Annotated in this window: 20 protein-coding genes and 1 riboswitch; of the genes, 8 read left to right on the plus strand and 12 right to left on the minus strand. The window is 68.6% G+C overall.

Annotated features, from left to right (window positions below):
• Window position 1: 1 nt before the first annotated feature.
• Window positions 2-1,303, minus strand: a complete 1,302-nt coding sequence (locus ACGFH6_RS17500) for an ABC transporter substrate-binding protein (RefSeq protein WP_393384771.1) — start codon at window positions 1,301-1,303, stop codon at window positions 2-4.
• Between the two features lie 152 nt (window positions 1,304-1,455).
• On the opposite strand from ACGFH6_RS17500, the gene zapE reads away from it, so the two are divergent.
• The 3 genes from zapE to ACGFH6_RS17515 are packed head-to-tail and all read left to right on the plus strand — an operon-like array spanning window position 1,456 to window position 3,996.
• Window positions 1,456-2,466 (plus strand): cell division protein ZapE, encoded by a 1,011-nt coding sequence (zapE, locus tag ACGFH6_RS17505; RefSeq protein WP_393384773.1) that lies wholly within the window; start codon window positions 1,456-1,458, stop codon window positions 2,464-2,466.
• Between the two features lie 12 nt (window positions 2,467-2,478).
• The gene (locus ACGFH6_RS17510) at window positions 2,479-3,087 is read left to right on the plus strand and encodes a hypothetical protein (protein WP_393384775.1); all 609 of its coding nucleotides are present in this window, start codon (window positions 2,479-2,481) and stop codon (window positions 3,085-3,087) included.
• Window positions 3,088-3,117: 30 nt separating this feature from the next.
• A complete protein-coding gene (locus ACGFH6_RS17515; RefSeq protein ID WP_393384777.1) occupies window positions 3,118-3,996 on the plus strand; it encodes a polyphosphate kinase 2 family protein in 879 nt (292 codons plus the stop codon).
• A 34-nt stretch (window positions 3,997-4,030) separates the two neighbouring features.
• On the opposite strand, the gene ACGFH6_RS17520 is transcribed toward ACGFH6_RS17515, so the two are convergent.
• Window positions 4,031-5,122 (minus strand): Clp protease N-terminal domain-containing protein, encoded by a 1,092-nt coding sequence (locus ACGFH6_RS17520; RefSeq protein WP_393384779.1) that lies wholly within the window; start codon window positions 5,120-5,122, stop codon window positions 4,031-4,033.
• Complete coding sequence (locus ACGFH6_RS17525) at window positions 5,122-5,349, minus strand: ribbon-helix-helix protein, CopG family (protein ID WP_360439186.1); 228 nt, start codon at window positions 5,347-5,349, stop codon at window positions 5,122-5,124. Before ACGFH6_RS17525 ends, ACGFH6_RS17520 begins: the two co-directional genes overlap by 1 nt.
• 58 nt (window positions 5,350-5,407) lie before the next feature.
• Between ACGFH6_RS17525 and ACGFH6_RS17530 the strand changes: the two genes are divergently transcribed.
• Complete coding sequence (locus ACGFH6_RS17530; RefSeq protein ID WP_360439183.1) at window positions 5,408-5,788, plus strand: VOC family protein; 381 nt, start codon at window positions 5,408-5,410, stop codon at window positions 5,786-5,788.
• A 95-nt stretch (window positions 5,789-5,883) separates the two neighbouring features.
• Here ACGFH6_RS17530 and ACGFH6_RS17535 read toward each other — a convergent pair whose 3' ends face one another.
• The 5 genes from ACGFH6_RS17535 to ACGFH6_RS17555 form a co-directional block, all read right to left on the minus strand.
• Complete coding sequence (locus tag ACGFH6_RS17535; RefSeq protein WP_360439180.1) at window positions 5,884-6,681, minus strand: sirohydrochlorin chelatase; 798 nt, start codon at window positions 6,679-6,681, stop codon at window positions 5,884-5,886.
• Entirely contained in the window at window positions 6,678-7,964 is a 1,287-nt protein-coding gene (locus tag ACGFH6_RS17540) for a sulfate adenylyltransferase subunit 1 (RefSeq protein ID WP_393384781.1), read from the minus strand. The genes ACGFH6_RS17535 and ACGFH6_RS17540 overlap by 4 nt, the downstream gene beginning before the upstream one ends.
• Window positions 7,964-8,869: a sulfate adenylyltransferase subunit CysD gene (cysD, locus tag ACGFH6_RS17545; protein ID WP_393384783.1), complete on the minus strand. Its 906-nt coding sequence runs from the start codon at window positions 8,867-8,869 to the stop codon at window positions 7,964-7,966. Before cysD ends, ACGFH6_RS17540 begins: the two co-directional genes overlap by 1 nt.
• A 71-nt stretch (window positions 8,870-8,940) precedes the next feature.
• A complete protein-coding gene (locus ACGFH6_RS17550) occupies window positions 8,941-9,627 on the minus strand; it encodes a phosphoadenylyl-sulfate reductase (protein ID WP_393384785.1) in 687 nt (228 codons plus the stop codon).
• Between the two features lie 142 nt (window positions 9,628-9,769).
• Window positions 9,770-11,461, minus strand: a complete 1,692-nt coding sequence (locus ACGFH6_RS17555) for a nitrite/sulfite reductase (RefSeq protein WP_393384786.1) — start codon at window positions 11,459-11,461, stop codon at window positions 9,770-9,772.
• Window positions 11,462-11,870: 409 nt separating this feature from the next.
• Between ACGFH6_RS17555 and ACGFH6_RS17560 the strand changes: the two genes are divergently transcribed.
• From ACGFH6_RS17560 to ACGFH6_RS17570, 3 genes are all read left to right on the plus strand, one after another.
• Window positions 11,871-12,440 carry an ArsR/SmtB family transcription factor gene (locus tag ACGFH6_RS17560; protein WP_393384788.1) on the plus strand — a complete coding sequence of 190 codons (570 nt, stop codon included), beginning with the start codon at window positions 11,871-11,873 and terminating at the stop codon, window positions 12,438-12,440.
• Window positions 12,437-13,651 carry an MFS transporter gene (locus ACGFH6_RS17565; protein WP_393384790.1) on the plus strand — a complete coding sequence of 405 codons (1,215 nt, stop codon included), beginning with the start codon at window positions 12,437-12,439 and terminating at the stop codon, window positions 13,649-13,651. The genes ACGFH6_RS17560 and ACGFH6_RS17565 overlap by 4 nt, the downstream gene beginning before the upstream one ends.
• A 103-nt stretch (window positions 13,652-13,754) precedes the next feature.
• On the plus strand, window positions 13,755-15,614 hold the full coding sequence (locus ACGFH6_RS17570; protein WP_393384792.1) for a glycoside hydrolase family 9 protein: 1,860 nt from the start codon (window positions 13,755-13,757) through the stop codon (window positions 15,612-15,614).
• Window positions 15,615-15,683: 69 nt separating this feature from the next.
• Here ACGFH6_RS17570 and ACGFH6_RS17575 read toward each other — a convergent pair whose 3' ends face one another.
• The 3 genes from ACGFH6_RS17575 to ACGFH6_RS17585 are packed head-to-tail and all read right to left on the minus strand — an operon-like array spanning window position 15,684 to window position 17,816.
• The gene (locus ACGFH6_RS17575) at window positions 15,684-16,718 is read right to left on the minus strand and encodes a CU044_5270 family protein (RefSeq protein ID WP_393384794.1); all 1,035 of its coding nucleotides are present in this window, start codon (window positions 16,716-16,718) and stop codon (window positions 15,684-15,686) included.
• Entirely contained in the window at window positions 16,715-17,296 is a 582-nt protein-coding gene (locus ACGFH6_RS17580; RefSeq protein WP_393384796.1) for an RNA polymerase sigma factor, read from the minus strand. The genes ACGFH6_RS17575 and ACGFH6_RS17580 overlap by 4 nt, the downstream gene beginning before the upstream one ends.
• A gap of 49 nt (window positions 17,297-17,345) precedes the next feature.
• On the minus strand, window positions 17,346-17,816 hold the full coding sequence (locus ACGFH6_RS17585; protein ID WP_393384798.1) for a GbsR/MarR family transcriptional regulator: 471 nt from the start codon (window positions 17,814-17,816) through the stop codon (window positions 17,346-17,348).
• Window positions 17,817-17,879: 63 nt separating this feature from the next.
• Between ACGFH6_RS17585 and ACGFH6_RS17590 the strand changes: the two genes are divergently transcribed.
• On the plus strand, window positions 17,880-19,433 hold the full coding sequence (locus ACGFH6_RS17590) for an MFS transporter (protein ID WP_393384800.1): 1,554 nt from the start codon (window positions 17,880-17,882) through the stop codon (window positions 19,431-19,433).
• A gap of 53 nt (window positions 19,434-19,486) precedes the next feature.
• Here ACGFH6_RS17590 and ACGFH6_RS17595 read toward each other — a convergent pair whose 3' ends face one another.
• Window positions 19,487-20,935, minus strand: a complete 1,449-nt coding sequence (locus tag ACGFH6_RS17595) for a glycine hydroxymethyltransferase (protein WP_393384802.1) — start codon at window positions 20,933-20,935, stop codon at window positions 19,487-19,489.
• A gap of 28 nt (window positions 20,936-20,963) precedes the next feature.
• A riboswitch (ZMP/ZTP riboswitch) is annotated at window positions 20,964-21,045 on the minus strand.
• Window positions 21,046-21,061 lie beyond the last annotated feature (16 nt).

Consider the following 21,061-nt stretch of genomic DNA (forward strand, 5'->3'; position numbering starts at 1 on the left):
ATCAGCCGCCCTTGGCGTTCAGCACGGCCTGCTGCATCTCCTTCGCGACCGCTGCCGGATCGCCGGTGCCGTCGAAGATCTTCGCGAGTGGGTCGCCGGCCGCGACCGAACCGGGACCGAACGGGATGTGCGGGCAGCCGTCGCCGTCGAGCAGCCACGACGTCATCTGCTTCATGATCGGCAGCTCGATCCGGGTCGCCGCGCTCTTCGTGGCGGGCATCGAGTTGGACTCGTTCATGGTGGGGGAGTACTCGTCCGCGGAGTACAGGAACTTGAGGAACTCCAGCGCGGCGTCCTTGTTCTTGCTGGTCTCCGAGACCGCCCAGCCGGCGCCGGCCTGGTTCGCGGTCCAGTGCCGCTTGCCGGGCGCGATCGCCGGGGTCTTCATCACCTTGTACTTCTTCACGAAGGCCGGCGGCGCGTCGGTCGTCAGGCCCTGCGGTGTCCACGAGCCGTTGAACAGCATCGCGGACTTCTCGGTGTAGAAGATCACCGGCGCCTGCTCGCCGCTGGTGCCGGTGGTGCCGGGCTGGAAGACACCGCCCTTGACGATCTTCTTCTGCAGCTCGATCGCCTGCACGACCTTCGGGTCCTCGTACGTCGCCCCGTCCTTCAACTGGTCGAGCTTGAGGTAGAAGGTCGGGTCGTCGGCGACCTGCGTGATGAGTGGCAGGAAGAAGTCCAGCGAGCTCGTCGTCGGGTTGCAGCTGAGCGCGACCGGGAACTTGCCGATGGCCTTGATCTTGGCCGCCGCGGCGATCAGGTCGTCCCAGGTCTCGATCTCGTCCTCGCCGACGCCGGCCTGCTTGAGCAGGTCGGGGTTGTAGAAGATCCCGAACGTCTGCGCCATCCAGCCGACCGCGAACTGCTTGCCGTCCAGGGTGTACTCCTGGTTGGCCGAGTCGAAGAAGTCCTTCAGGAAGTCGTCGCCGAGATCCTTCTTCAGGTCGGCGGAGATTCCGCCGGTCCCGTAGGTGAGCGCCCGGGTGTGCGGCGCGAAGATCTCCGGGACGTCGCCGCCGGCCACCGCCGCCTGGAGGGCGGGCAGGTACTGGTCCGGGGTGCCGAAGACCCGGTTCTCGATCTTGATGTTGCTGTGTGCCGCTTCGAACTTCTCGATCAGCTTCGGGAACTGCTTCTCCTGTTCGCCGTACCAGGACCACATCCGGACGACAGCCTTCCCGCCGCTGGTCGTCCCGCCGCCGCTGTCACTGCCACCGCAGGCCGCGAGCGCCGACCCGAGTCCGAGCGCGCCCACCGCCCCCTTGAGTACCGTCCGCCGCCGTACGTGCCGTTCGCCCATCGCCGACTCCTAGTCGCTCACCTCACGAACCTCACATCAACTTCCTAACTGAAAGTAAGAAAGCGGTCAAGGTCGCAGCCGGGTTTCCGGACCTTTCCATCCGCAGAAGAACGGGTCGTCATCCGCAGAGCGGATAGCCCTAAGGTTGAGACATGGTGATCCGGCTGAGTGAGCGGTGGCCGGACGTCAGTTCCGATCGGCTGCTGTCCGAGTGTGTGCCGCCACCGCGCTTCGCCGAGGTCCGTTTCGCGACGTACCGGCCGGATCCGGACGAGCCCTCGCAAGCCGACGCGTTGAGTGTGCTCAGCGAGCGCGCGGTGCGGTTGGCCCAGCCACGGCAAGCGCCGGGTTTCTGGTCGCGCTTCCGCGCACGTGGCGCCACCCCCGCGGGCAAGCCGGGCATCTACCTGGACGGCGGCTTCGGTGTCGGCAAGACGCACCTGCTCGCGTCGCTGTGGCACGAGGCGGCCGGGCCGAAGATGTACTGCACATTCGTCGAGCTCACCAACCTGGTCGGCGCTCTCGGTCTCCGCGCCGCCGTCGAGGCTCTGTCGTCGTACCGGCTGATCTGTATCGACGAGTTCGAGCTGGACGACCCGGGCGACACGATGCTGATCTCGCGGCTCCTGGGCCAACTGGTTGCCGCGGGCGTCGAGCTGGCCGCGACCTCGAACACCCTGCCCGGCAAGCTGGGGGAGGGCCGGTTCCAGGCGATCGACTTCCTCCGCGAGATCCAGGCCCTGGCCGCCCACTTCGACGTACGGCGGATCGATGGGCCGGACTACCGTCATCGCGGGCTGCCGGTCGCGCCGGAGCCACGGCCGGACGAGCAGGTCGAGAAGATCGCCGCCGAGCGGCCGGGCGCGTCGTGCGACCACTTCGTCGACCTGCACCGCCACCTGGCCGAGCTGCACCCGAGCAAGTACGGCGCTCTGCTCGACGGAGTGGAGACCGTCGCGATCACTGACATCCGGCCACTGACCGACGAGAACGTCGCACTGCGGCTCGTTGTTCTGGCCGACCGCATGTACGACCGGGACCTCCCGCTGCTGGCCGGCGGCGTACCGCTCGACCAACTGTTCTCCGCGGAGATGCTCAAGGGCGGCTACCGGAAGAAGTACCTGCGCGCCCTGTCGCGATTGATCGCGCTGTCCCGGGCATGATTCCCTGAGTGCATGAGCGGTCACGCACGGCGACGCACCGCGTCACTGGCCTGCCTTGTCGCCGGCGTCGGTCTGCTGTTCGCCGGTCGGTTCATCCAGTTCGATGACTTCTCCGGCTTCGGGAGCGAGCGCTGGATCTTCCCGTTCGGCATCCTCGCGCTGATCCTGGCAGTCGCTGCCGTCGTCATCGCCTGGGCGGACCCGCGGACCCGGCTCTGGCTGGGGATCGCTCTCGCGATTCTGCTGACTCTGCTGGTCTGGCAGCACGCCGTGAACGACGGATTCCGGTTCATCTGGACGTCGGACGAGGGAGAGCTCGCGCAACTGGAGGTCGTTGTCGCGCTGGTTGCGGTCGTGCTGATGACCACGGCCGGCGCGGCTCTGGGCGGTGGCCGGTGGCTCGTTCGCGCAGCCGCCTACCTGTGTGGCTCGGTCGCGCTGGTCTTCGTTGCCTTCCTGGCCGGCCTCACGTACTACGACGCGACTGTGTGCAAGGGCAATGACGGTGACTGCCTCGCTCCGCTTGGCGGCATGGTCTGGGGCCTGGTCGCCATCCCCGTCTGCCTCGTCGCGATCGTGGTCATCGAGCTTGTGCTGTGGCGTCGTACCAAAAGGCGCTGAAGTCGGGGGTGGATGAGGCAGGATGGGCTGATGGCGAAGGAGAAGAAGAGCCAGAAAGCTGAGAAGGCGGAAGCTGGGGGATTGGCCGCGCAACTGCGAGTGCCGTCGGGTCCGGTCGACCTGACGAAGTACGACACCCGCGCGACCACCGGGTTCGACGGGTCCAAGGAGGACGGCAAGCTCGCGCTGGAGGGCCTCGGCGCGGAGGTGTCGGACTGGCAGGAGAAGCTGTTCGCCGAGGGGCGCCAGGACGGCCGGCGCAGCATCTTGCTGGTGCTGCAAGGGATGGACACGTCCGGCAAGGGCGGCGTGATCCGGCACGGCGCGGGGCTGATGGATCCGCAGGGTCTGAAGATCACCTCGTTCAAGGCGCCGACGCCTGCCGAGAAGCGGCGCGGCTTCCTGTGGCGGATCAAGCAGGCGCTCCCGGATCCCGGCCTGATCGGCATTTTCGACCGGTCGCACTACGAGGACGTGCTGATCGCCAGGGTCCGCAACCTGGTCACCCCGAATGTGTGGAACCGGCGCTACGAGCAGATCAACGACTTCGAGGCCGAGCTGGACGCGAACGGCGTGACGCTGCTGAAGTGCTACCTGCACATCTCGGAGGAGGAGCAGAAGGCCCGGCTGGAGGCCCGGCTGGACGACCCGACCAAGCACTGGAAGTACAACCCGGGCGACGTCGACGAGCGCAAGCTGTGGCCCGACTACATGGAGGCCTACCACGCGGCACTGGAGCGCTGTAACAGCGCCGAGGCGCCGTGGTACGTGATCCCCAGCGACCGCAAGTGGTACCGCAACTGGGCGGTCACCACGATCCTGCTGGAGACGCTGAAGTCGCTCGACCCGCAGTGGCCGGAGGCCGACTACGACGTGGCGGCCGAGAAGAAGCGCCTCGCCGCCACCTGACCGGCCCTCAGCCGCGGGCTTCAGCTGTCCGGCCTCAGCTGTCCGGGTCGATGTCGTGCTTGCGGAGCAGGTCGCGCAGCCGTGCGACCTGCTCGTGCAGGCGCTCGTTCTCGTCCAGTACGGCGTTGAGCTCGGCCGTGAGGTGGTGACGGCGGCCGTAGGTGGTCCAGGTCGAGGGGTCCTCGGTGAGCATGTCGGTGACCACGGCCTCGGTCCGCTGCCGGCGGTCGATCCACTGCTCGATCCGCGCGCAGAGCTCGTCGAGCTTGCCGCCGAGCCTCGTCATGACCTGGGCGGCGACGCCTTCGCCATCGTGGAGCAGGGCGAGCAGTAGGTGCTCCGGCCCGAGCTGCTCGGCTCCCAGCCGCCGCGACTCCTTGTACGCCTGCTCGAGCGCGTGCTTGGCCCGCGGTGTGAACGGGATGTGTCCGCCCGGGGCCTTGTGCTCGCCGCGCCCGATGATCTCCAGCACCAGATCGCGTACTGCCGGGGCCACGATCCCCTTGTCGGACAGGACCTTCGCCACCCCGCCCTGACTCGCCTCGATCAGTCCGAGGAGGAGGTGCTCCGTCCCGATGAAGGTGTGGTCGAGGCTCCGCGCCGCTTCCTGTGCCACCACCACCGCCCGCCGGGCCTCAGCGTTGAAGTGCTCGAACATGTGTTCTCCCATCCCTTGCCAGTCGGTGTGCAGTGCCGGGATCTCGTCCTCCAGCAGCAGATCGAGCCGGAGGTGCTCGTGCAGTTCGGCGGCGGTCATCCCGAGGTGCTCCAGCCGGTCCTGGATGAAGCCGGCGACCTCGTGCCGGTTGGTCGCGTCGGCCGCGATCCGGTCCAGCAACTCGTCGAGATCGTCCACTGGCTCCAGCCGCAGATCGGCCTGGTTGAGCGTGACGAACTGCAGCACCACCGCGACCGTGACCGTCCGGTTCGCTCCGCTGAACGCCCGGGCCCGGATCAACCCGGACAGCAGGACACCGGCCGCCTCGGCCAGTCCGCTGGCACGGCGTACGTCGGACAGTGCGCGTTCGACCGCGTCCAGGTCGGTCCGGAGTACGGCGTCCTCGGAGCTGCACCGGAGCACCCGGGCCGCCACCGCCAGGACGTCGTACACACCGAGGTAGCGCATCAGTCGTCTCCGCGGAGGCGGCGCAGCGACTGCTCGTGCCGAGTGAGGTTCTCCTCCAGCAACTGGCTGAACCGGCTGTCCTCGCGCCGCTGGTCGACCAGTGCGGCGATCGCTTCGCGGGCGACGTCCGACACCGACCGGCCCTCGACCGACGCCACTGTCTGCAGCCGCTCCGCCAATTCCGGATCCAGTCGCAACAGGATGTTCTTCGTCGCATCCTTCGTCATGGCTATCATGATATCACGATATCTCCGCCGGGCCAGATCTCGTGAAAGGATCGGCGGCATGTTCAGGGCGCCCCAGATCACGTTCTACTCCGAGCAGCTCCCGGTGCTGCGCGACTTCTACCTCGGCCTCGGCTTCGCGCAACGGTTCCAGCATCCGCCCGAGGGCGATCCGATCCACGTCGAACTGGTTCTCGAAGGCTTCAACCTCGGCATCGCCGATGTCGCCTCCGCACGCAAGGACCACGGCCTCTCACCGGATCTCACCGGCCGGGCCGCCGAGCTCGTGCTCTGGTGCGAGGACACCGACGGCGAGTTCGCCCGCCTGACCGCGGCCGGCTGTGCGTCGCTGTCCGCGCCACACGACTGGCTCAGCAGCCTGCGGATCGCGTGGATCGCGGATCCCGACGGCAATCCCATTCAACTGGTGCAGAGCCGGTAGCCGCCGAGCATGTCTCGGCGGCTGGTCGCCGACACACGACGAAGGAGACGCCGTACGCCGGCGTCTCCTTCATCGAGTGACTGCGCTGCGGTTGATCAGGCGGTGCGGACGAGCTCCGGACGGCTGATCACTGTCGGGCGCGCGACCGGGGCCAGGGTCAGCAGGTCGAGGCCTGCCACGCCGTAGCGCAGCAGCACGAGCCGGGCGACCTCAGCGCTCACACCCAGCGGCCGTGACACCGCGACGGCACCGGCCCGGCGAGCAGTCGACTCGGCTTGGTCCGGCAGGACGCCAGGCGCCAGGAACAGTGAACCGACGGCCACGTGACGGCGACCCTCGAGCCGCCATTGCAGCACGGCCTCAGCCGGCGACGGCGAGGCGGCAGCGGTAAAGGCCGCGGTGACCGGCAGCTTGTGCCGCTGACCCCACAACCGCGCCAGGCGCGTCACGCTCGCGTTCGCCTGCGAGTCGCTCGACCCCGCGCAGGCCAGCACGAGCGCGTCCAGCTCCCGCACCCGGCCGTCCTTGAGCTCGGCGCGCATCCGGCGATCCAGTACGTCGAGCAGCGACTCGTCGTACCCGAGCACGTCGGAAGCGATGATCCGCAGGTCGGGGAACCGGCTGCGCGCCTCGTCGACGACGGCCGGCACGTCCACCCGGGCGTGGTACGCCGACGACAGCAGCAGCGGCAGGACGACGACCTCCTCCACGCCCTCGGCGGCGAGCTTGCCGATGACCTGGTACGGCGTGGGCGGGCAGTGGTCGAGGAAGGAGGCTTCGATCCGCAGGTCGTCGCGCAGGTCACGCAGGCACTTCACGAGGCCGTGGACGGTGGCGGCCGAACGCGGATCGCGGCTGCCGTGGGCGAGGATCACGAGCGCTGGAGCAGTCACAGCAGTTCCCCTTCTTCGTCGTCGATCATGCCGGCCGCGAGCGTCCACCCGTCGTGGGCGTCGATCAGCAGGAACGATCCGGTGATGGCGTTGCTGGAGTACGGATCGGCGGCCAGCGGTGCGGCGACCTTGAGCTGCACCTTGCCGATGTCGTTGAGGCCCAGCTCGGTGGCATCGATGACGCCGAGCGAGTCGAGGTCCAGCGCCCCGTTGATCTTGGTGACGATCGCCTGGGCGGTCGTGGTGGTGTGCTTGATCAGCACCCGAGCGCCCGCCGTCAGCGGGCGGTCGGACAGCCAGCACACCGTCGCGGCGACCTCCCGGCGGGTGCCGGGGGAGGCCGCGGCGGCCACGATCACCGAGCCGCGGGCGACGTCGATGTCGTCGGCCAGCCGGACGGTCACGGCCTCACCGGCGACCGCGGACGGCCGTTCGGCGACCGCGGTGCTGGTGGCGGTGACCACGGGCCGGTCGATGCCGGCGATCGACGTACGGCGACCGGCGGGCAGCACGATCACCGGGTCGCCGACCGCAACGGTGCCGGAGGCAACGGTGCCGGTGTAGCCGCGGTAGTCGCGGTACTCGTCGTCGGTCTGCGGCCGGATCACGTACTGGACCGGGAAGCGCAGGGGCTGGTCGGAGGAGTCGATCCGGCCGTCCGCGTTCTCCAGGTACTCCAGCAGCGTCGGGCCGTCGTACCAGCTGGTCTCGGTCGAGTGGTCGACCACGTTGTCCCCGACCAGCGCGGACACCGGGATGGCCTGGACGTCGGCGATCCCGAGCTGGTCGGCGAGCTGCGCGACGTCCTTCGCGATTCCCTTGAACACGGCCTCGTCGTAGCCAACCAGGTCGATCTTGTTCACCGCGAGGACGACGTGCGGCACCCGGAGCAGCCCGGCCACAGCCAGATGCCGGCGCGTCTGCTCGAGTACGCCGTGCCGCGCGTCGACCAGGATGATCACCACATCCGCGGTGGACGCGCCGGTCACGGTGTTGCGGGTGTACTGCACGTGGCCCGGGCAGTCGGCCAGGATGAACTTGCGCTTCTCGGTCGCGAAGTACCGGTAGGCGACGTCGATGGTGATGCCCTGCTCGCGTTCGGCCCGCAGGCCGTCGGTGAGCAGTGCGAAGTCGAATTCACCGCCGCGGGCTTCGGAGACCGTCTGCACGTGGGCGATCTGATCGGCCAGGATCGCCTTGCAGTCGTGCAGCAGGCGGCCGACCAGCGTGGACTTGCCGTCGTCGACCGAGCCGGCGGTGGCCAGGCGGAGGAGCGTGGTCATCAGAAGTACCCCTCTCGCTTGCGGTCTTCCATCGCGGCTTCGCTGACGCGGTCGTCGGCGCGGGTCGCGCCGCGCTCGGTCAGCTCGCTGGCCGCGACCTCGACGACGACCTCGGCCGCGGACGTCGCCGTACTGGCGACCGCGCCGGTGCACGACATGTCGCCGACGGTGCGGTAGCGGACCACCCGGCGTTCGACCGTCTCGTCCTCGCGCGGCTGCGAGTAGGGGCCGACGGCAAGCAACATGCCGTCGCGCTCGAACACGTCCCGCTGGTGCGCGTAGTAGATGTCCGGCAGCGGGATCTGCTCGCGCTCGATGTAGTTCCAGACGTCCAGCTCGGTCCAGTTGGACAGCGGGAACACCCGGACGTGCTCACCCGGGCGGTGCTTGCCGTTGTAGAGCGACCACAGCTCGGGCCGCTGGTTGCGCGGGTCCCACTGGCCGAACTCGTCGCGCAGGCTGAAGATCCGCTCCTTAGCCCGGGCCCGCTCCTCGTCCCGCCGGCCGCCGCCGAACACCGCGTCGAACCGGTGCCCGTTGATTGCGTCCAGCAACGGAATCGTCTGCAGCGGGTTCCGGGTCCCGTCCGAGCGTTCCCGCAGCCGGCCGTCGGCGATGTAGTCCTCGACGCTGGCCACCTCGAGGCGCAGCCCGAGCGACTCGACCGTGGCGTCGCGGAACGCGAGCACCTCGGGGAAGTTGTGCCCGGTGTCGACGTGCAGCAGCGCGAACGGGACACCGGCCGGCGCGAACGCCTTCCGGGCCAGGTGCAGCATCACGATCGAGTCCTTGCCACCGGAGAACAGGATCACCGGCCGCTCGAACTCCGCCGCCACCTCACGGAACACGTGGATGGACTCGCTCTCCAGAGCATCCAGCTCGGTGACTGTCTGAGTGGCGCTCATGGTGGTCAGGATGGCCTCCGGGGCGTCAATCGACTGGGGCGGTGGGGCGGGAAATGTGTTCACGACAGTGGTCATGTGTGGAGCCCGCATTCGATCTTTCCCTGGCCGGCCCAGCGGCCGCTGCGAGGGTCCTCGCCCGGTGCGACGCGCTGGGTGCACGGTTCGCAGCCGATCGACGGGTAGCCGTCGTACTGCAGGAGGTTGACCAGTACGCCGTTGTCGCTGATGTAGCTGTCCAGATCCGCCTGCGTCCACGGGGCGAGCGGGTTGAGCTTCACCATGTCGCGCTTCTCGTCGTACTCGACGATCTGGGTGTTGGCCCGCGTCGGCGCCTCTTCCCGCCGTACGCCGGTCACCCAGGCCTTGTAGCCGGACAGGTACCGGTTCAGCGGCTCGACCTTGCGGAGCGCGCAGCACTGGTCGGGGTTGCGGTCGTGCAGCTTCTCGCCGTACTCCGCGTCCTGCTCCGCGACGGTCTGCTTCGGGAGCGCGTTGATCAGGTTGATCGGCAGCGTCGCCGCGACCGCGTCCCGGGTCCCGATCGTCTCGGCGAAGTGGTAGCCGGTGTCGAGGAACAGTACGTCGACACCGGGAGCTGCCTCGGCCGCCAGGTGGGGGAGTGCACCGTCGGCCATGGAGGCGGTGACCACCAGTTCGTCACCGAAGGTCTCCCGCGCCCACGCCAGCACCTCGAGCGCCGTGGCGTCGCCCAGTCGTTCGTTCGCCTCCTCGGCGAGCGTCTTCAGATCTGTACTCATTCCACCGCCACCCGCAGTCCGATCATCTTCAGCTGGAACACCCGTGCACACGGCCGGCACTCCCAGGCGCCATGGCCTTCCTCAGAAGGACGAAGGTCCTCGTCTCCGCAGTAGGGGCAGTACAGAGGTGCAGCCCGCTCGCTCATTGCAAAGCCTCCTCGTCCGCTCGGGTGGCCCACTGGGCGAAGCGCTCGCCTTCGTTGCGCTCCTTCAGGTAGTTCTGCGTGACCCGCTCGACGTAGTCGGCCAGATCCGCCGAGGTGACCTTGTGGCCGCGCAGCTTCCGGCCGAAGCCGGCGTCCAGTCCGAGGCCGCCGCCCAGGTGGACCTGGTAGCCCGGCACCTGGTTGCCCTCGGCATCGCGGACCAGCTGACCCTTCAGGCCGATGTCGGCGACCTGGATCCGGGCGCAGGAGTTCGGGCAGCCGTTGACGTTCACGGTGATCGGTACGTCGAGCTCCGGGATCCGCTCCTCCAGCTCGTCGATCAGCTGGGCGGCGCGGGCCTTGGTCTCGACGATCGCCAGCTTGCAGAACTCGATGCCGGTGCAGGCCATCGTGTTCCGCCGCCACGCCGACGGGTTGGCCTGGAAGCCGAGCGCGTCCAGTGCGGCGACCAGCGAGTCGACCTGCGACTCCTCGACGTCGAGCACGAGCAACTTCTGCTGGGCGGTGGTACGGATCCGGTTCGACCCATGGGCCGCGACCACGTCGGCCACCTTGCCGAGCGATGTACCGGAGACCCTGCCGACCACCGGAGCGACGCCGACGAAGTACTTGCCGTCGTTCTGCTTGTGAACGCCGACGTGGTCACCCTGGACGGCGGGGATCTCAGGCGCGGGCCCGTCGATCAGCTTCCGCTGGAGGTACTTCTCCTCCAGCACCTCGCGGAACTTCTCCACACCCCAGTCGGCGACCAGGAACTTCAGCCGCGCCCGGTTGCGCAGCCGCCGGTACCCGTAGTCGCGGAAGATGCTGGTGACACCCCACCACGCCTCGGCGACCTCGTCGCGCGGGATCCAGGCGCCGAGCCGCTGCGCGAGCATCGGGTTCGTCGACAGTCCGCCGCCGACCCACAGGTCGAAGCCCGGCCCGTGCTCGGGGTGGACCACCCCGACGAACGCGATGTCGTTGACCTCGGGGACGACGTCGTGCGACGGGTGACCGGTCAGCGCGGTCTTGAACTTGCGCGGCAGGTTGGAGAACTCCGAGGAGCCGATGTACTTGTCGACGATCTCGTCGATGGCCGGCGTCGGGTCGATGATCTCGTCGGCCGCGATCCCGGCGACCGGGCTGGCGATGACGACGCGCGGTACGTCGCCGCAGGCCTCGGTGGTGTACAGGCCGACCGACTCCAGCTTCTGCCAGATCGCCGGCACGTCCTCGATCCGGATCCAGTGCAGCTGGATGTTCTGCCGGTCGGTGATGTCGGCGGAGTCGCGCGCGTAGTCGGTGGAGACCTCCGCGATCGCCTTGAGCTGCTCGGTGCTGAGCTGGCCGCCCTCGACCCGGACCCGCATCATGAAGTAGCGGTCGTCCAGCTCCTCGGGCTCCAGCGTCGCCGTCTTGCCGCCGTCGATCCCGGGCTTGCGCTGGGTGTACAGCCCCCACCAGCGGAACCGTCCGCGCAGGTCGGCGGGGTCGATCGAGTCGAAGCCTGTGTGCGCGTAGACGTTCTCGATCCGGGCCCGGACGTTGAGGCCGTCGTCGTTCTTCTTGTTCTCCTCGTTCTTGTTCAGCGGCTCGCGGTAGCCGAGGGCCCACTGACCTTCGCCCTTGCCCTTGCGCGGGCGGGCCGGTTTGCGGGGAGCGGGAGCTGAGGTGACGCCAGTCATCGGGAACGTGTCCTAGTCCTCGTGACAGGTGCGTCCGCAGGCGGCGAGATCGAAGCGTCGTCGGTTCGATGCGTTCCGCGCGGTGCGCACCCAGCGGTGATCGGGGGTGATCAGGGGCCGTCATCGGGCCCGGCGGGGTCGCTGTCAGAACATCGAAGGACAACAGATGGCGCTGCGCATCCGCCCGAGGTCGACATGAATGCGACCTACGAGGTGGGTGGACTGGGCAGCGAGCATGTTCACAAGAGTCAGCTCCAGCGGCTGACAAATCAACCCACAATCCCACATCCTGAGCGCCGGTCTCACGATACGGCTATGTCTACCAGTCTGATGGAGATTGTTTCGGGCTCCGGATTCGTTCCACAAGAACTCTTGCACAAGAATTCTTGTGGAAGCTATCGTGCTGCCCATGACACCCGCCAACCGACGGTCGGTGACGCCGTCCGTACTCGCCGCGATCCACCATCCGCTCCGCCGCCGGATGCTCGACATCATCTTCGTCGACGGCCCCGCGACCGCCTCCCGGCTGGCCGAGGCCACCGGTGAACTGGTCGGCAACATCAGTCATCACCTCAAGGTTCTGAGCGCGGCCGGGGTGATCGTCGAGGCCCCCGAGCTGGCCAAGAACCGGCGGGAACGGTGGTGGAAGCTCGGCGACACGTCGTCGTACTCCTGGTCCATCGCGGACGCCCAGGGCGACCCGGCCGGCGAGTTGGTCGCGGCCACGGCCGAGGATCAGAACCTCGCTCATCACGTCGGCAAAGTGCGGCAGTGGTTCGACATCAGGTACCAGTTCGAGGAGCCCTGGGTGCGCGCGGCGTATGCGACCGAGAGATGGCTCACATTGACGCCCGAGCGGCTGAACGAGCTCAGTGAGCGGATCGAGGATCTCGTCCGCGAGTACTACGACGAACCGTCCGAGGGGGAGGACGCCCACCGGGTCTTCTTCTTCGCGCACGCGGTGCCCGCCCGGCCATGAGCGAGCTTCCGCCCACTGCTACCGCCGTCGTGTTCCCGCCGCTGCGCCGGGACGCCCGCGTGCACGCCTGGATCTTCGCAGCCGCCGTCTCGAAGGTCGGCGACATGGCCTGGTACGTCGGTCTGGCCTGGAGTGCCGCGCAGATCACGACGCCGGCCGGCGCCGGACTCGTGATGGGGATCGGCGCCCTGCCGCAGGCGCTCGTGCGGCTGTTCGGCGGGGCGCTCGCCGACCGCATCGACGGACGCCGGGTGATGGTCCTGGCGAATCTGGGCCGGATCGTCGTCCTGACCGTGGCCGCCCTGGTCGCTTCGATGTGGGGGTTGTCCCTGGCGTTGCTGCTCGCAATCGCGGTGGTGTTCGGCGTGGTCGACGCGATCTACACGCCGGCCGCCGGGACGTTGCCGCGGCGGATGGTGCAGCCGGACGACCAGGTGAAGCTGATGGCCGGCAACCAGCTGGCGGTCCGCCTCGCCATCTTCGTCGGGGCTCCACTCGGTGGCCTGCTGGTCGCGCACGGCGGCCTGGTCACCGTGATGGTCGTCGACGCGGTGTCGTTCGCGGTGATCGCGGGTGTCCTGGCGTTCCTGGTGAAGCCGCGGCTCCCGCAACCCGCGTCCACCGGTACGTCGATCCGCGCGGACCTGAAGGAGGGCTTCGCCTACCTCGGTCGCGACGCCAGGGCGCGGACGCTGGTGATCGCGTTCTCCGGGCTGAACCTGTGCGTGGGTCCGGTGCTGGCGGTCGGTCTGGTGCAGCGGACTCATCTGGACGGGTGGGGACCGACCGCGCTCGGCTGGTTCGAGGCCGTTTCGGGGATCTCGGCCGCGGCCGGTGCGATCGTCGCGATGCGCTGGAAGCCGGCGAACCTCGCCCGCAGCGGGCTGATCGCGCTGATCTTCCAGGCGGCCGGCTGCGTGATGATCGGTGTGATGCCGCGGGCCGGCATCTTCCTGGCCATGATCATGATCGGCAGCACGGCCGGGATCGCGTCCGCCCAGTTGTCGGCCGCGTTCCAGTTGACGGTCGACGCGTCGTACCTGGGCCGGAGCTTCAGCATCGTGCATCTGTCCGACGAAGGCCTGATGCCGGTCGCGATGGTCGCCTTCGGTGCGTTCATCACGCTGGCCGGGATCTCGGTGGCGTGTGCGGTGATCGGTTCGGCCTTCGCTGCGCTGATGGTCTGGGCGGTCGTTCGCGTCGGGCGCTGAGCTCTGTACTCCGGCGGGGGACTGCGCTACCTTCCGACAAAATCAACAGGAAACTTTCCTATTGGTCTTCCTGGGGTTCGCGGTCGGGTGGGAGGAGTCGCTCGTGAGGTCGTTGCGCCGGGTGGGGTCGATCGTCATGGCCGCGGGGTTGGCCGGGGGACTGGTGGTGGGGCCGGTGAGTACGGTGTCCGCTGCCGCGTCCGGCGGCGTGGTGCGGGTGAGTCAGCTCGGGTACGGCGCCCTGGACGGCAAGGCGGCGTACGTGATGACGCAGGACGCGGCGGCCGGGAAGAAGTTCCAGGTGGTCGACCGGCACGGGCATCGGGTGCTGACCGGGCGCGTCGGTGGTGACGCGGGGGAGTGGAACGCGACGTACCAGCACGTGTACCAGTTGGACCTGTCCGCGCTGAAGGTGCCGGGGACCTACCGGGTCGAGGTGCCCGGGGTCGCGTCGTCGGCGGCGTTCGAGATCCGGGCGAACAGCGACCGGATGCTGACCGGGGCCAAGGACAAGGCGGTCACCTTCTTCACCGAGCAGCGTGACGGCGCGAACGTCGTACCGGGTTCGCTCGGGCGGCAGCCGGCGCACCTGAACGACCGGGCCGCGCAGGTCTACGACTGGCCGGTGTTCGTCGATCCCGACACCGATCAGACCGTCGGTGAGCTGCAGCGGATCGGCGGGCCGGTCGACGTCGAGGGCGGTTGGTACGACGCCGGCGACTACCTGAAGTTCACGCACATCGCGGCGTACTCGGAGTCGTTGCTGTGGGCATCGACCCGGGACGCGCGGAAGCCGGACAGGCAGGTGCTGGCCGAGGCACGGCACGGCCTGGACTGGCTGGACAAGATGTGGGACGAGCGGACGAAGACGCTCTACATCCAGGTCGGAATCGGTACCGGCAACGTCGAGGAGACCTTCATCGGCGACCACGACATCTGGCGGCTGCCGGAGGTCGACGATCACCTGACCGATCCGTCCGAGCGGTTCCTGCGCAACCGGCCGGTGTTCCGCGCAGCGGCGCCCGGGCAGCCGATCAGCCCCAACCTTGCGGGCCGCACTGCTGCGGCGTTCGCCCTTGCCGCACAGGTCGAGGCGCGGACGAATCCGGCCAAGGCTCGTCGTCATCTCGAGACGGCGGCGCAGATCTTCGCTCAGGCTCAGACCAAGAACGTCGGGCAGTTGGTCACGTCGCTGCCGTTCGCGTTCTACCCGGAATCGGCATGGCGCGACGACCTCGAGTTGGGTGCCACCGAGCTGGCGCTTGCCGCACAGCGGCTCCGCGATCCACGAGGACACGCGTGGTTGCAGCAGGCCGGCTACTGGGCCGGGCAGTACATCGAGCACGAGGCCGGCGGCGACACGCTCAACCTGTACGACGTGAGCGCGCTGGCGCATGCGGATCTGATCCGGGCCAACCGATCGGAGCATGCGCTGGTGAAGAAGCTGGCTGGTGATCTGCGTGCGCAGCTGGAGATCGGGGCGGAGCGAGCGTCCGCGGATCCGTTCCGCGCTGGGGCGCAGTACGACAACTTCGACGCCGTACCGCATGCCTTCGGGCTGGCCGCTACCGCGCATCTGTATCGGCAGGTGACGGGAGATCGGCGGTACGACGACTTCGGGACGCAGCAGCTCGACTGGAACTTCGGCGCCAACGCGTGGGGTGTGTCGTTCATGGTCGGCGTCGGACAGAACGCCGAACGCTGCCCGCACCACCAGATCGCCAACATCCTCGGCCGCGAGCTCACGGGTGCGGTCGTGAACGGGCCGAACTCGGAGGAGCTCTTCGAGGAAGGCCTGGGCGATCACCTCGACGGCATGAACCCCTGCCCGGCCGACGGCGTCGATCAGTACGCCCAGTTCACTGGCCACGGCTCCCGCTACGTCGACGACGTTCGCTCCTGGCAAGCCTCCGAACCGGCCGACGACTTCGCCGCCATAGCCGTCTACGCCCTGACCCGCTAACGTCGCTGGCGGGTTGTTTCACCGGTGGCGTGATACAACCCGCCAGCCGGCAAACAACCCGCCACCCGGCTACAGATAGAGCTCGTACGAGATGACCGCCGGGATCCGGACGTTCAGCCGGCCGGCAGTCTTCGTCAGCACCTCTTCCTTGGCCCACAGTCGCCCGGTCGCCGGGTCGAAGATCAGCACGCGCCGGTTCGGCAGGCCACCATAGCGGCTGTCCACCGCGAACGCCCGGCCTCGACGTCCGGCGCGATCCTTCATCGTCCCCAGCGATACCGCGCCGCTGTGACCTGCGAGGACCTCGAGCACAGCCTTGCGCACCGCCGGGGCCGGCATCGTCTCCTTGTACATGTCCGTGACCACGTCGGTCAGGAAGCCGGGTCCGTTGGCGTCGAGGTCGTGGTCCATCCTCAGCGCCGCCAGGAGCCGGGCCGGGTCACTCGGCAACGGATAGTGGAACATCGGCTCGTATTTCCCCGGTGGCCACGACTGCTCACCTTTCACCGTGCCAGGCTTGCCGACAGAGCCCTTGTGGGACGCCGGATCCGGGAAGTACGGCTGCCCGGTCCTGACCACCCAGCGCCCGGACAGATCGCTGGTCCACGTCCGCGTGATCTCTTCCGGGATGATCGCCGACGTGACCCGCTCCTTGCTGTCGACTGCCGTCGACAAGTACCACGCCTGCATCCGGACTGTGTGCGACCCGGCGTCGCCTGGCAGCGTCTTGTCCGCGGCCGCCTTCGCCGCGAGCGCCAGCAAGGCCGCCTTGCCCGGCCGGCCTTGCGCGAGCTCCGCCTCCAGCAGCGGCGGGGTCGCCGCCATCGCAACCCCACTCGACCCGAACGGGTCGACGACCGCCAGCCCCGCGCCCGCCGCCCCCACAGCCGCGGCCGCGCCGACCAGCACCGCACGCCGACGGACCTTTCCGCGGTGGGAACCAACGTCAGCCGGTACGCCGTTGTGCTGTGCAACGTGCTCCTCTGCGGCGATCCGGGTCGTGATCCGTTGCAGTCCCGCGAGCTCGCGAGGCGTCAACGGTCCGTCCGGGATCCCGTCCGCCGGGTCGACGCGCTTCAGTGCTTCGAGGTCGTTGGTGTTCATGAGCGTTCTCCCTGCGTCTTGGCCTCACCTGGTCGCACCGCCGCGGAACCTCGAACCGGGGTGAGCTGAGCGTCGTACTGCTCCTGTGCTGCCCTCAACCGAGCTCTCGCGCGATGCAACCGCACCGCCGCGGCCGGTCTCGAGCAAACCAGCGCCGCCGCGAGATCAGCGCCGCGCAGTTCCTCCCAGCCGGCCAGCATCAGCACCTCCTGGTCGGCCGCGCCCAGGGCTCGCAGTGCTGCCAACGTCCCCGCGAGCTCGTCGGACCACTCGAGTCGCTCGTCCGCGGCAGGTCCGGTTCGAGTCACCAGGTCGTTGCCGACGCGTTGATACGCGGCTGCGGATCGCTGCGAGCGGCGACGTCGGTCGGCCAGTACGTTCGCCGCGACTCGGTACAGCCACGGCAGCGCCCGGTCCTGCGGCAAGTCCGTCCAACGCCGCACGGCCGTCAGGAACACGTCCGCGGTCACATCGTGCGCCTCGTCAGCGTCGCCGATCCGGCGTACGACGTACCGCAGTACCGCGCGATAGTGCTCCCGGTACAGCTGCTCAAGATCGGCCCCAGGAGGCTCGGTCATCGGTTCCACACCTGTCTATTGCCGGTCCCCACCAACGATTACAGGCTGCTCACCTGGGATGTTCGGCGCGCCAGTTCTTGATCATCTGGTCCATGTCGGCGTGGATGAAGGCGAAGAAGTCGGCGGCCTCGGAGAGGCGGCGGCCGACCGGGTTGTCGGGGCCGAACAGCTCCGCGCCGGACCGGCTGCTGGACTCCCATTCGCTCAGCGCGAGATTGCGCCGTTCGAGGATGGCGGCGAAGACATCGTCGCGGATCCGGTAGTGGTCCTTGCGCGAGCCGGGTTGCCGCTCGCGGGTGATGAAGGAGACCTGGATCAGCTGCCGGACAGCGCCGGACACCGCGGGCTGGCTGATCTTCAGCGATTCGGCCAGCTCGGCGGCCGTCATCGTCCCGGTCGGGCTGACCAGCATCCGGCCCATCACCCGGGCCGACATGGTCGGGACGCCACTGTTCGCCAGGATGCCGGCGAAGCGCTCGACGAACTGGCTGACCTCTTCGGGAGTGGGTTCGGGCGCCATGGTTGAAGACTACAGTAATTTGATCTATCGCAACTATCACAAGTATCTGATAATTTGCTCCACATGACGACATCCTCCGTTGCCGAAGGGCCGACGCTCACCGGCGCCCGCCGCTTCGGAGTCCTCTTCGCCCTCTGCCTGGCCGTGCTCGTGCTCGGCCTGGACACGACCGTGCTGAACGTCGCGCTGCCGACCCTGGCCGCCGACCTCGACGCCTCGACCAGTCAGCTGCAGTGGATGGCGAACAGCTACAACCTGGTTCTCGCCGCGCTGCTGTTGCCGGCCGGTCTGCTCGGCGACCGCTTCGGGCGTCGCAAGATCATCGCGATCGCGCTGACACTGTTCGGCGCGGCGTCGCTCGCCTGTGCGCTGTCCGACTCGGCCGGCCAGCTGATCGGCGCCAGGGCCTTCCTCGGCGTCGGCGCCGCGATGATCGTGCCGGTCGCGCTGTCCCTGATCACCGTGCTGTTCCCCACCGAGGTGGAGCGCAAGAAGGCGATCGGCTTCTTCGTCGTGGCGAACAGCATCGGTATGCCGCTGGGCCCGATCGTCGGCGGCCTGCTGCTGGACCACGCCGGCTGGCAGTGGATCTTCTACCTGAACGTACCGATCGCGCTGATCGCCGCGATCGCGGTCAGCCTGCTGGTCCCGGAGACCCGCAGCTCGCGCCGGCCGGCCATCGACTGGCTCGGCATCCTGCTCTCCAGCGCCGGCCTGGCCTCGCTCGTGTACGGCGTGACCAAGGCGGGGGAGACCTCGTGGACCGACGGCATCACGGTGCTCTTCCTGGCGCTGGCCGTCGTACTCCTTGCCGTCTTCCTGCTCTGGCAGCGGCGGAACTCCGACCCGTTGATCGAGCTGCGGCTGTTCGGGGAGAAGGTGTTCACCGGCGGGGCAGTGCTGCTTACCGTCGCGGTGTTCGCGATCTTCGGGTTGCTCTTCACGATGCCGCAGTACTTCCAGGGCATCAACGGGTCCGACGCGCTGCACACCGGCATCAAGCTGCTGCCGTTCATCGGTGGAATGACGGTCGGGGCGAAGCTGGCTGAGCCGGTCGAGGCGAAGGTCGGCACCCGGCTGGTGGTGATGGCCGGGTTCGTGGTGATGGCCGCCGGGTTCGTGCTCGGTGCCTTCACCGATCTCGGCACCGGCTACGGCTACACCTCGATCTGGTTCGTGGTGGTCGGGTTCGGCCTCGGCTGTTCGATGCCGCAGGCAATGAACGCGGCGCTGGGTGTGCTCGACCCGGAGCGGGCCGGCACCGGATCCGCTCTACTGCAGGCGTTCCGGCAGGTCGGTGGCACCGTCGGCGTCGCCGTCCTCGGCACGGTGCTGAACTCGGTCTACCGGAACAACGTGGACACGAGCGGCCTGCCGGCGCAGGCGGCTGACGCGGTCGAGAAGGGCCTGGGCGGCGGGCTCGCGGTCGCGACCAAGGTCGGGTCGGCGGACCTGCTCGGCGACGTACGTGACGCGTTCATGACCAGCCTCAACACGACCATGTGGGTCTCGGCCGGCATCGCGGTCGCTGGCGCCGTACTGGCCGCCGTACTGATGCCGAAGCAGGCCGCCAAGGCCTCGCAAGAGGCGCTGATGGGGATCAAGCAGGACGCCTGACAGAGCAGCGCGGCGCCCGCTCCCGAGGGGAGAGCGGGCGCCGCGCGATGACGTCAGTTGAGCTCGAGGCCCGGGTACAGCGGGTGCTTGTCGAGCATCTCGGCCGAGGCGGCCTTGACCTTGTCGGCAACACCGTCGGCCAGCACGTACTTGGCTTTCGACGGCGCGCCGGCGGACGTCGTGGTCGGCGTCGTCGAGGACAGTACGTCGACCATCAGCTCGGCGACCCGGTCGAACTCGTCGGCCCCGAAGCCGCGCGTCGTCAGTGCCGGCGTACCGATCCGGACGCCCGACGTGTACCACGCGCCGTTCGGGTCGCGCGGTACGGCGTTCCGGTTGGTCACGATGCCCGCGTCGAGCAGCGCCGACTCGGCCTGCCGCCCGGTGATCCCGTACGACGAGACGTCGAGCAGGGCCAGGTGGTTCTCGGTGCCATCGGTGACGAGCTTGACGCCACGCTTCATCAGGCCCTCCGCGAGCACGACCGCGTTGTCGGCGACGGCCTGGGCGTACTCCTGGAACGACGGCTGCCGGGCCTCTGCCAGCGCGACCGCCTTCGCCGCCATCGTCTGGCCGAGCGGGCCACCCAGAACCATCGGGCAGCCGCGGTCGACGGCGTCGGCGTACTCCGGCTGGCACAGCACCATGCCGCCGCGCGGGCCGCGCAGCGACTTGTGCGTGGTCGTGGTGGTGACGTGCGCATGCGGGATCGGGTCGAAGTCGTCGGTGAAGACCTTGCCGGCGACCAGACCGGCGAAGTGCGCCATGTCGACCATCAGCGTCGCGCCGACCTCGTCGGCGATCTCGCGCATCTTCGCGAAGTTCACCTTCCGCGGGTACGCCGAGTAGCCGGCGATCAGGATCAGCGGCTTGAACTCCCGCGCCGTGCGGGCGACCTCGTCGTAGTCGAGCAGCCCGGTCTCCGGATCGGTGCCGTAGGAGCTCTGGTGGAACATCTTGCCGGAGATGTTCGGCCGGAAGCCGTGGGTCAGGTGGCCGCCGGCGTCCAGCGACATGCCGAGCATCTTCTGGTCACCGAACGCCCGGCGCAGCTTGGACCAGTCCTCCTCGGACAGGTCGTTGACGTGCTTCGCGCCCGCCTCGGCCAGCGCCGGGGACTCGATCCGCTGGGCCAGGATCGCCCAGAAGGCGACCAGGTTCGCGTCGATGCCGGAGTGCGGCTGGACGTAGGCATGCGGGGCGTTGAACAGCGCCGTGGCGTGGTCGGCCGCGGCCTGCTCGACGGTGTCGATGTTCTGGCAGCCGGCGTAGAAGCGGTGCCCGATGGTGCCCTCGGCGTACTTGTCCGAGAGCCAGTTGCCCATCGTCAGCAAGGTGGCGGGGGAGGCGTAGTTCTCGCTCGCGATCAGCTTCAGCGAGGAACGCTGGTCGGCCAGTTCGGCCTTGATCGCGCCGGCGACGGTGGGTTCCACCGCGGCGATCACCTGGAGCGCGTTGTTGTACGCGGCCGACGCGGCCGCTGCGTCGAAGGGTTGAGTCATCGTTGTCTCTCCTGCGGTTGCAGTGGGTCGTGGGCACCCAGGCGCACGGTGCCGACGGTCTTCGCTCCCCGGTGGTTCTCCACCTCAGCGCGCCAGTCGCGACGCGGCCACCCTACCGTGCGGCCG

The organism is Kribbella sp. NPDC049227 (assembly GCF_043197265.1).
Taxonomy (GTDB): domain Bacteria; phylum Actinomycetota; class Actinomycetes; order Propionibacteriales; family Kribbellaceae; genus Kribbella.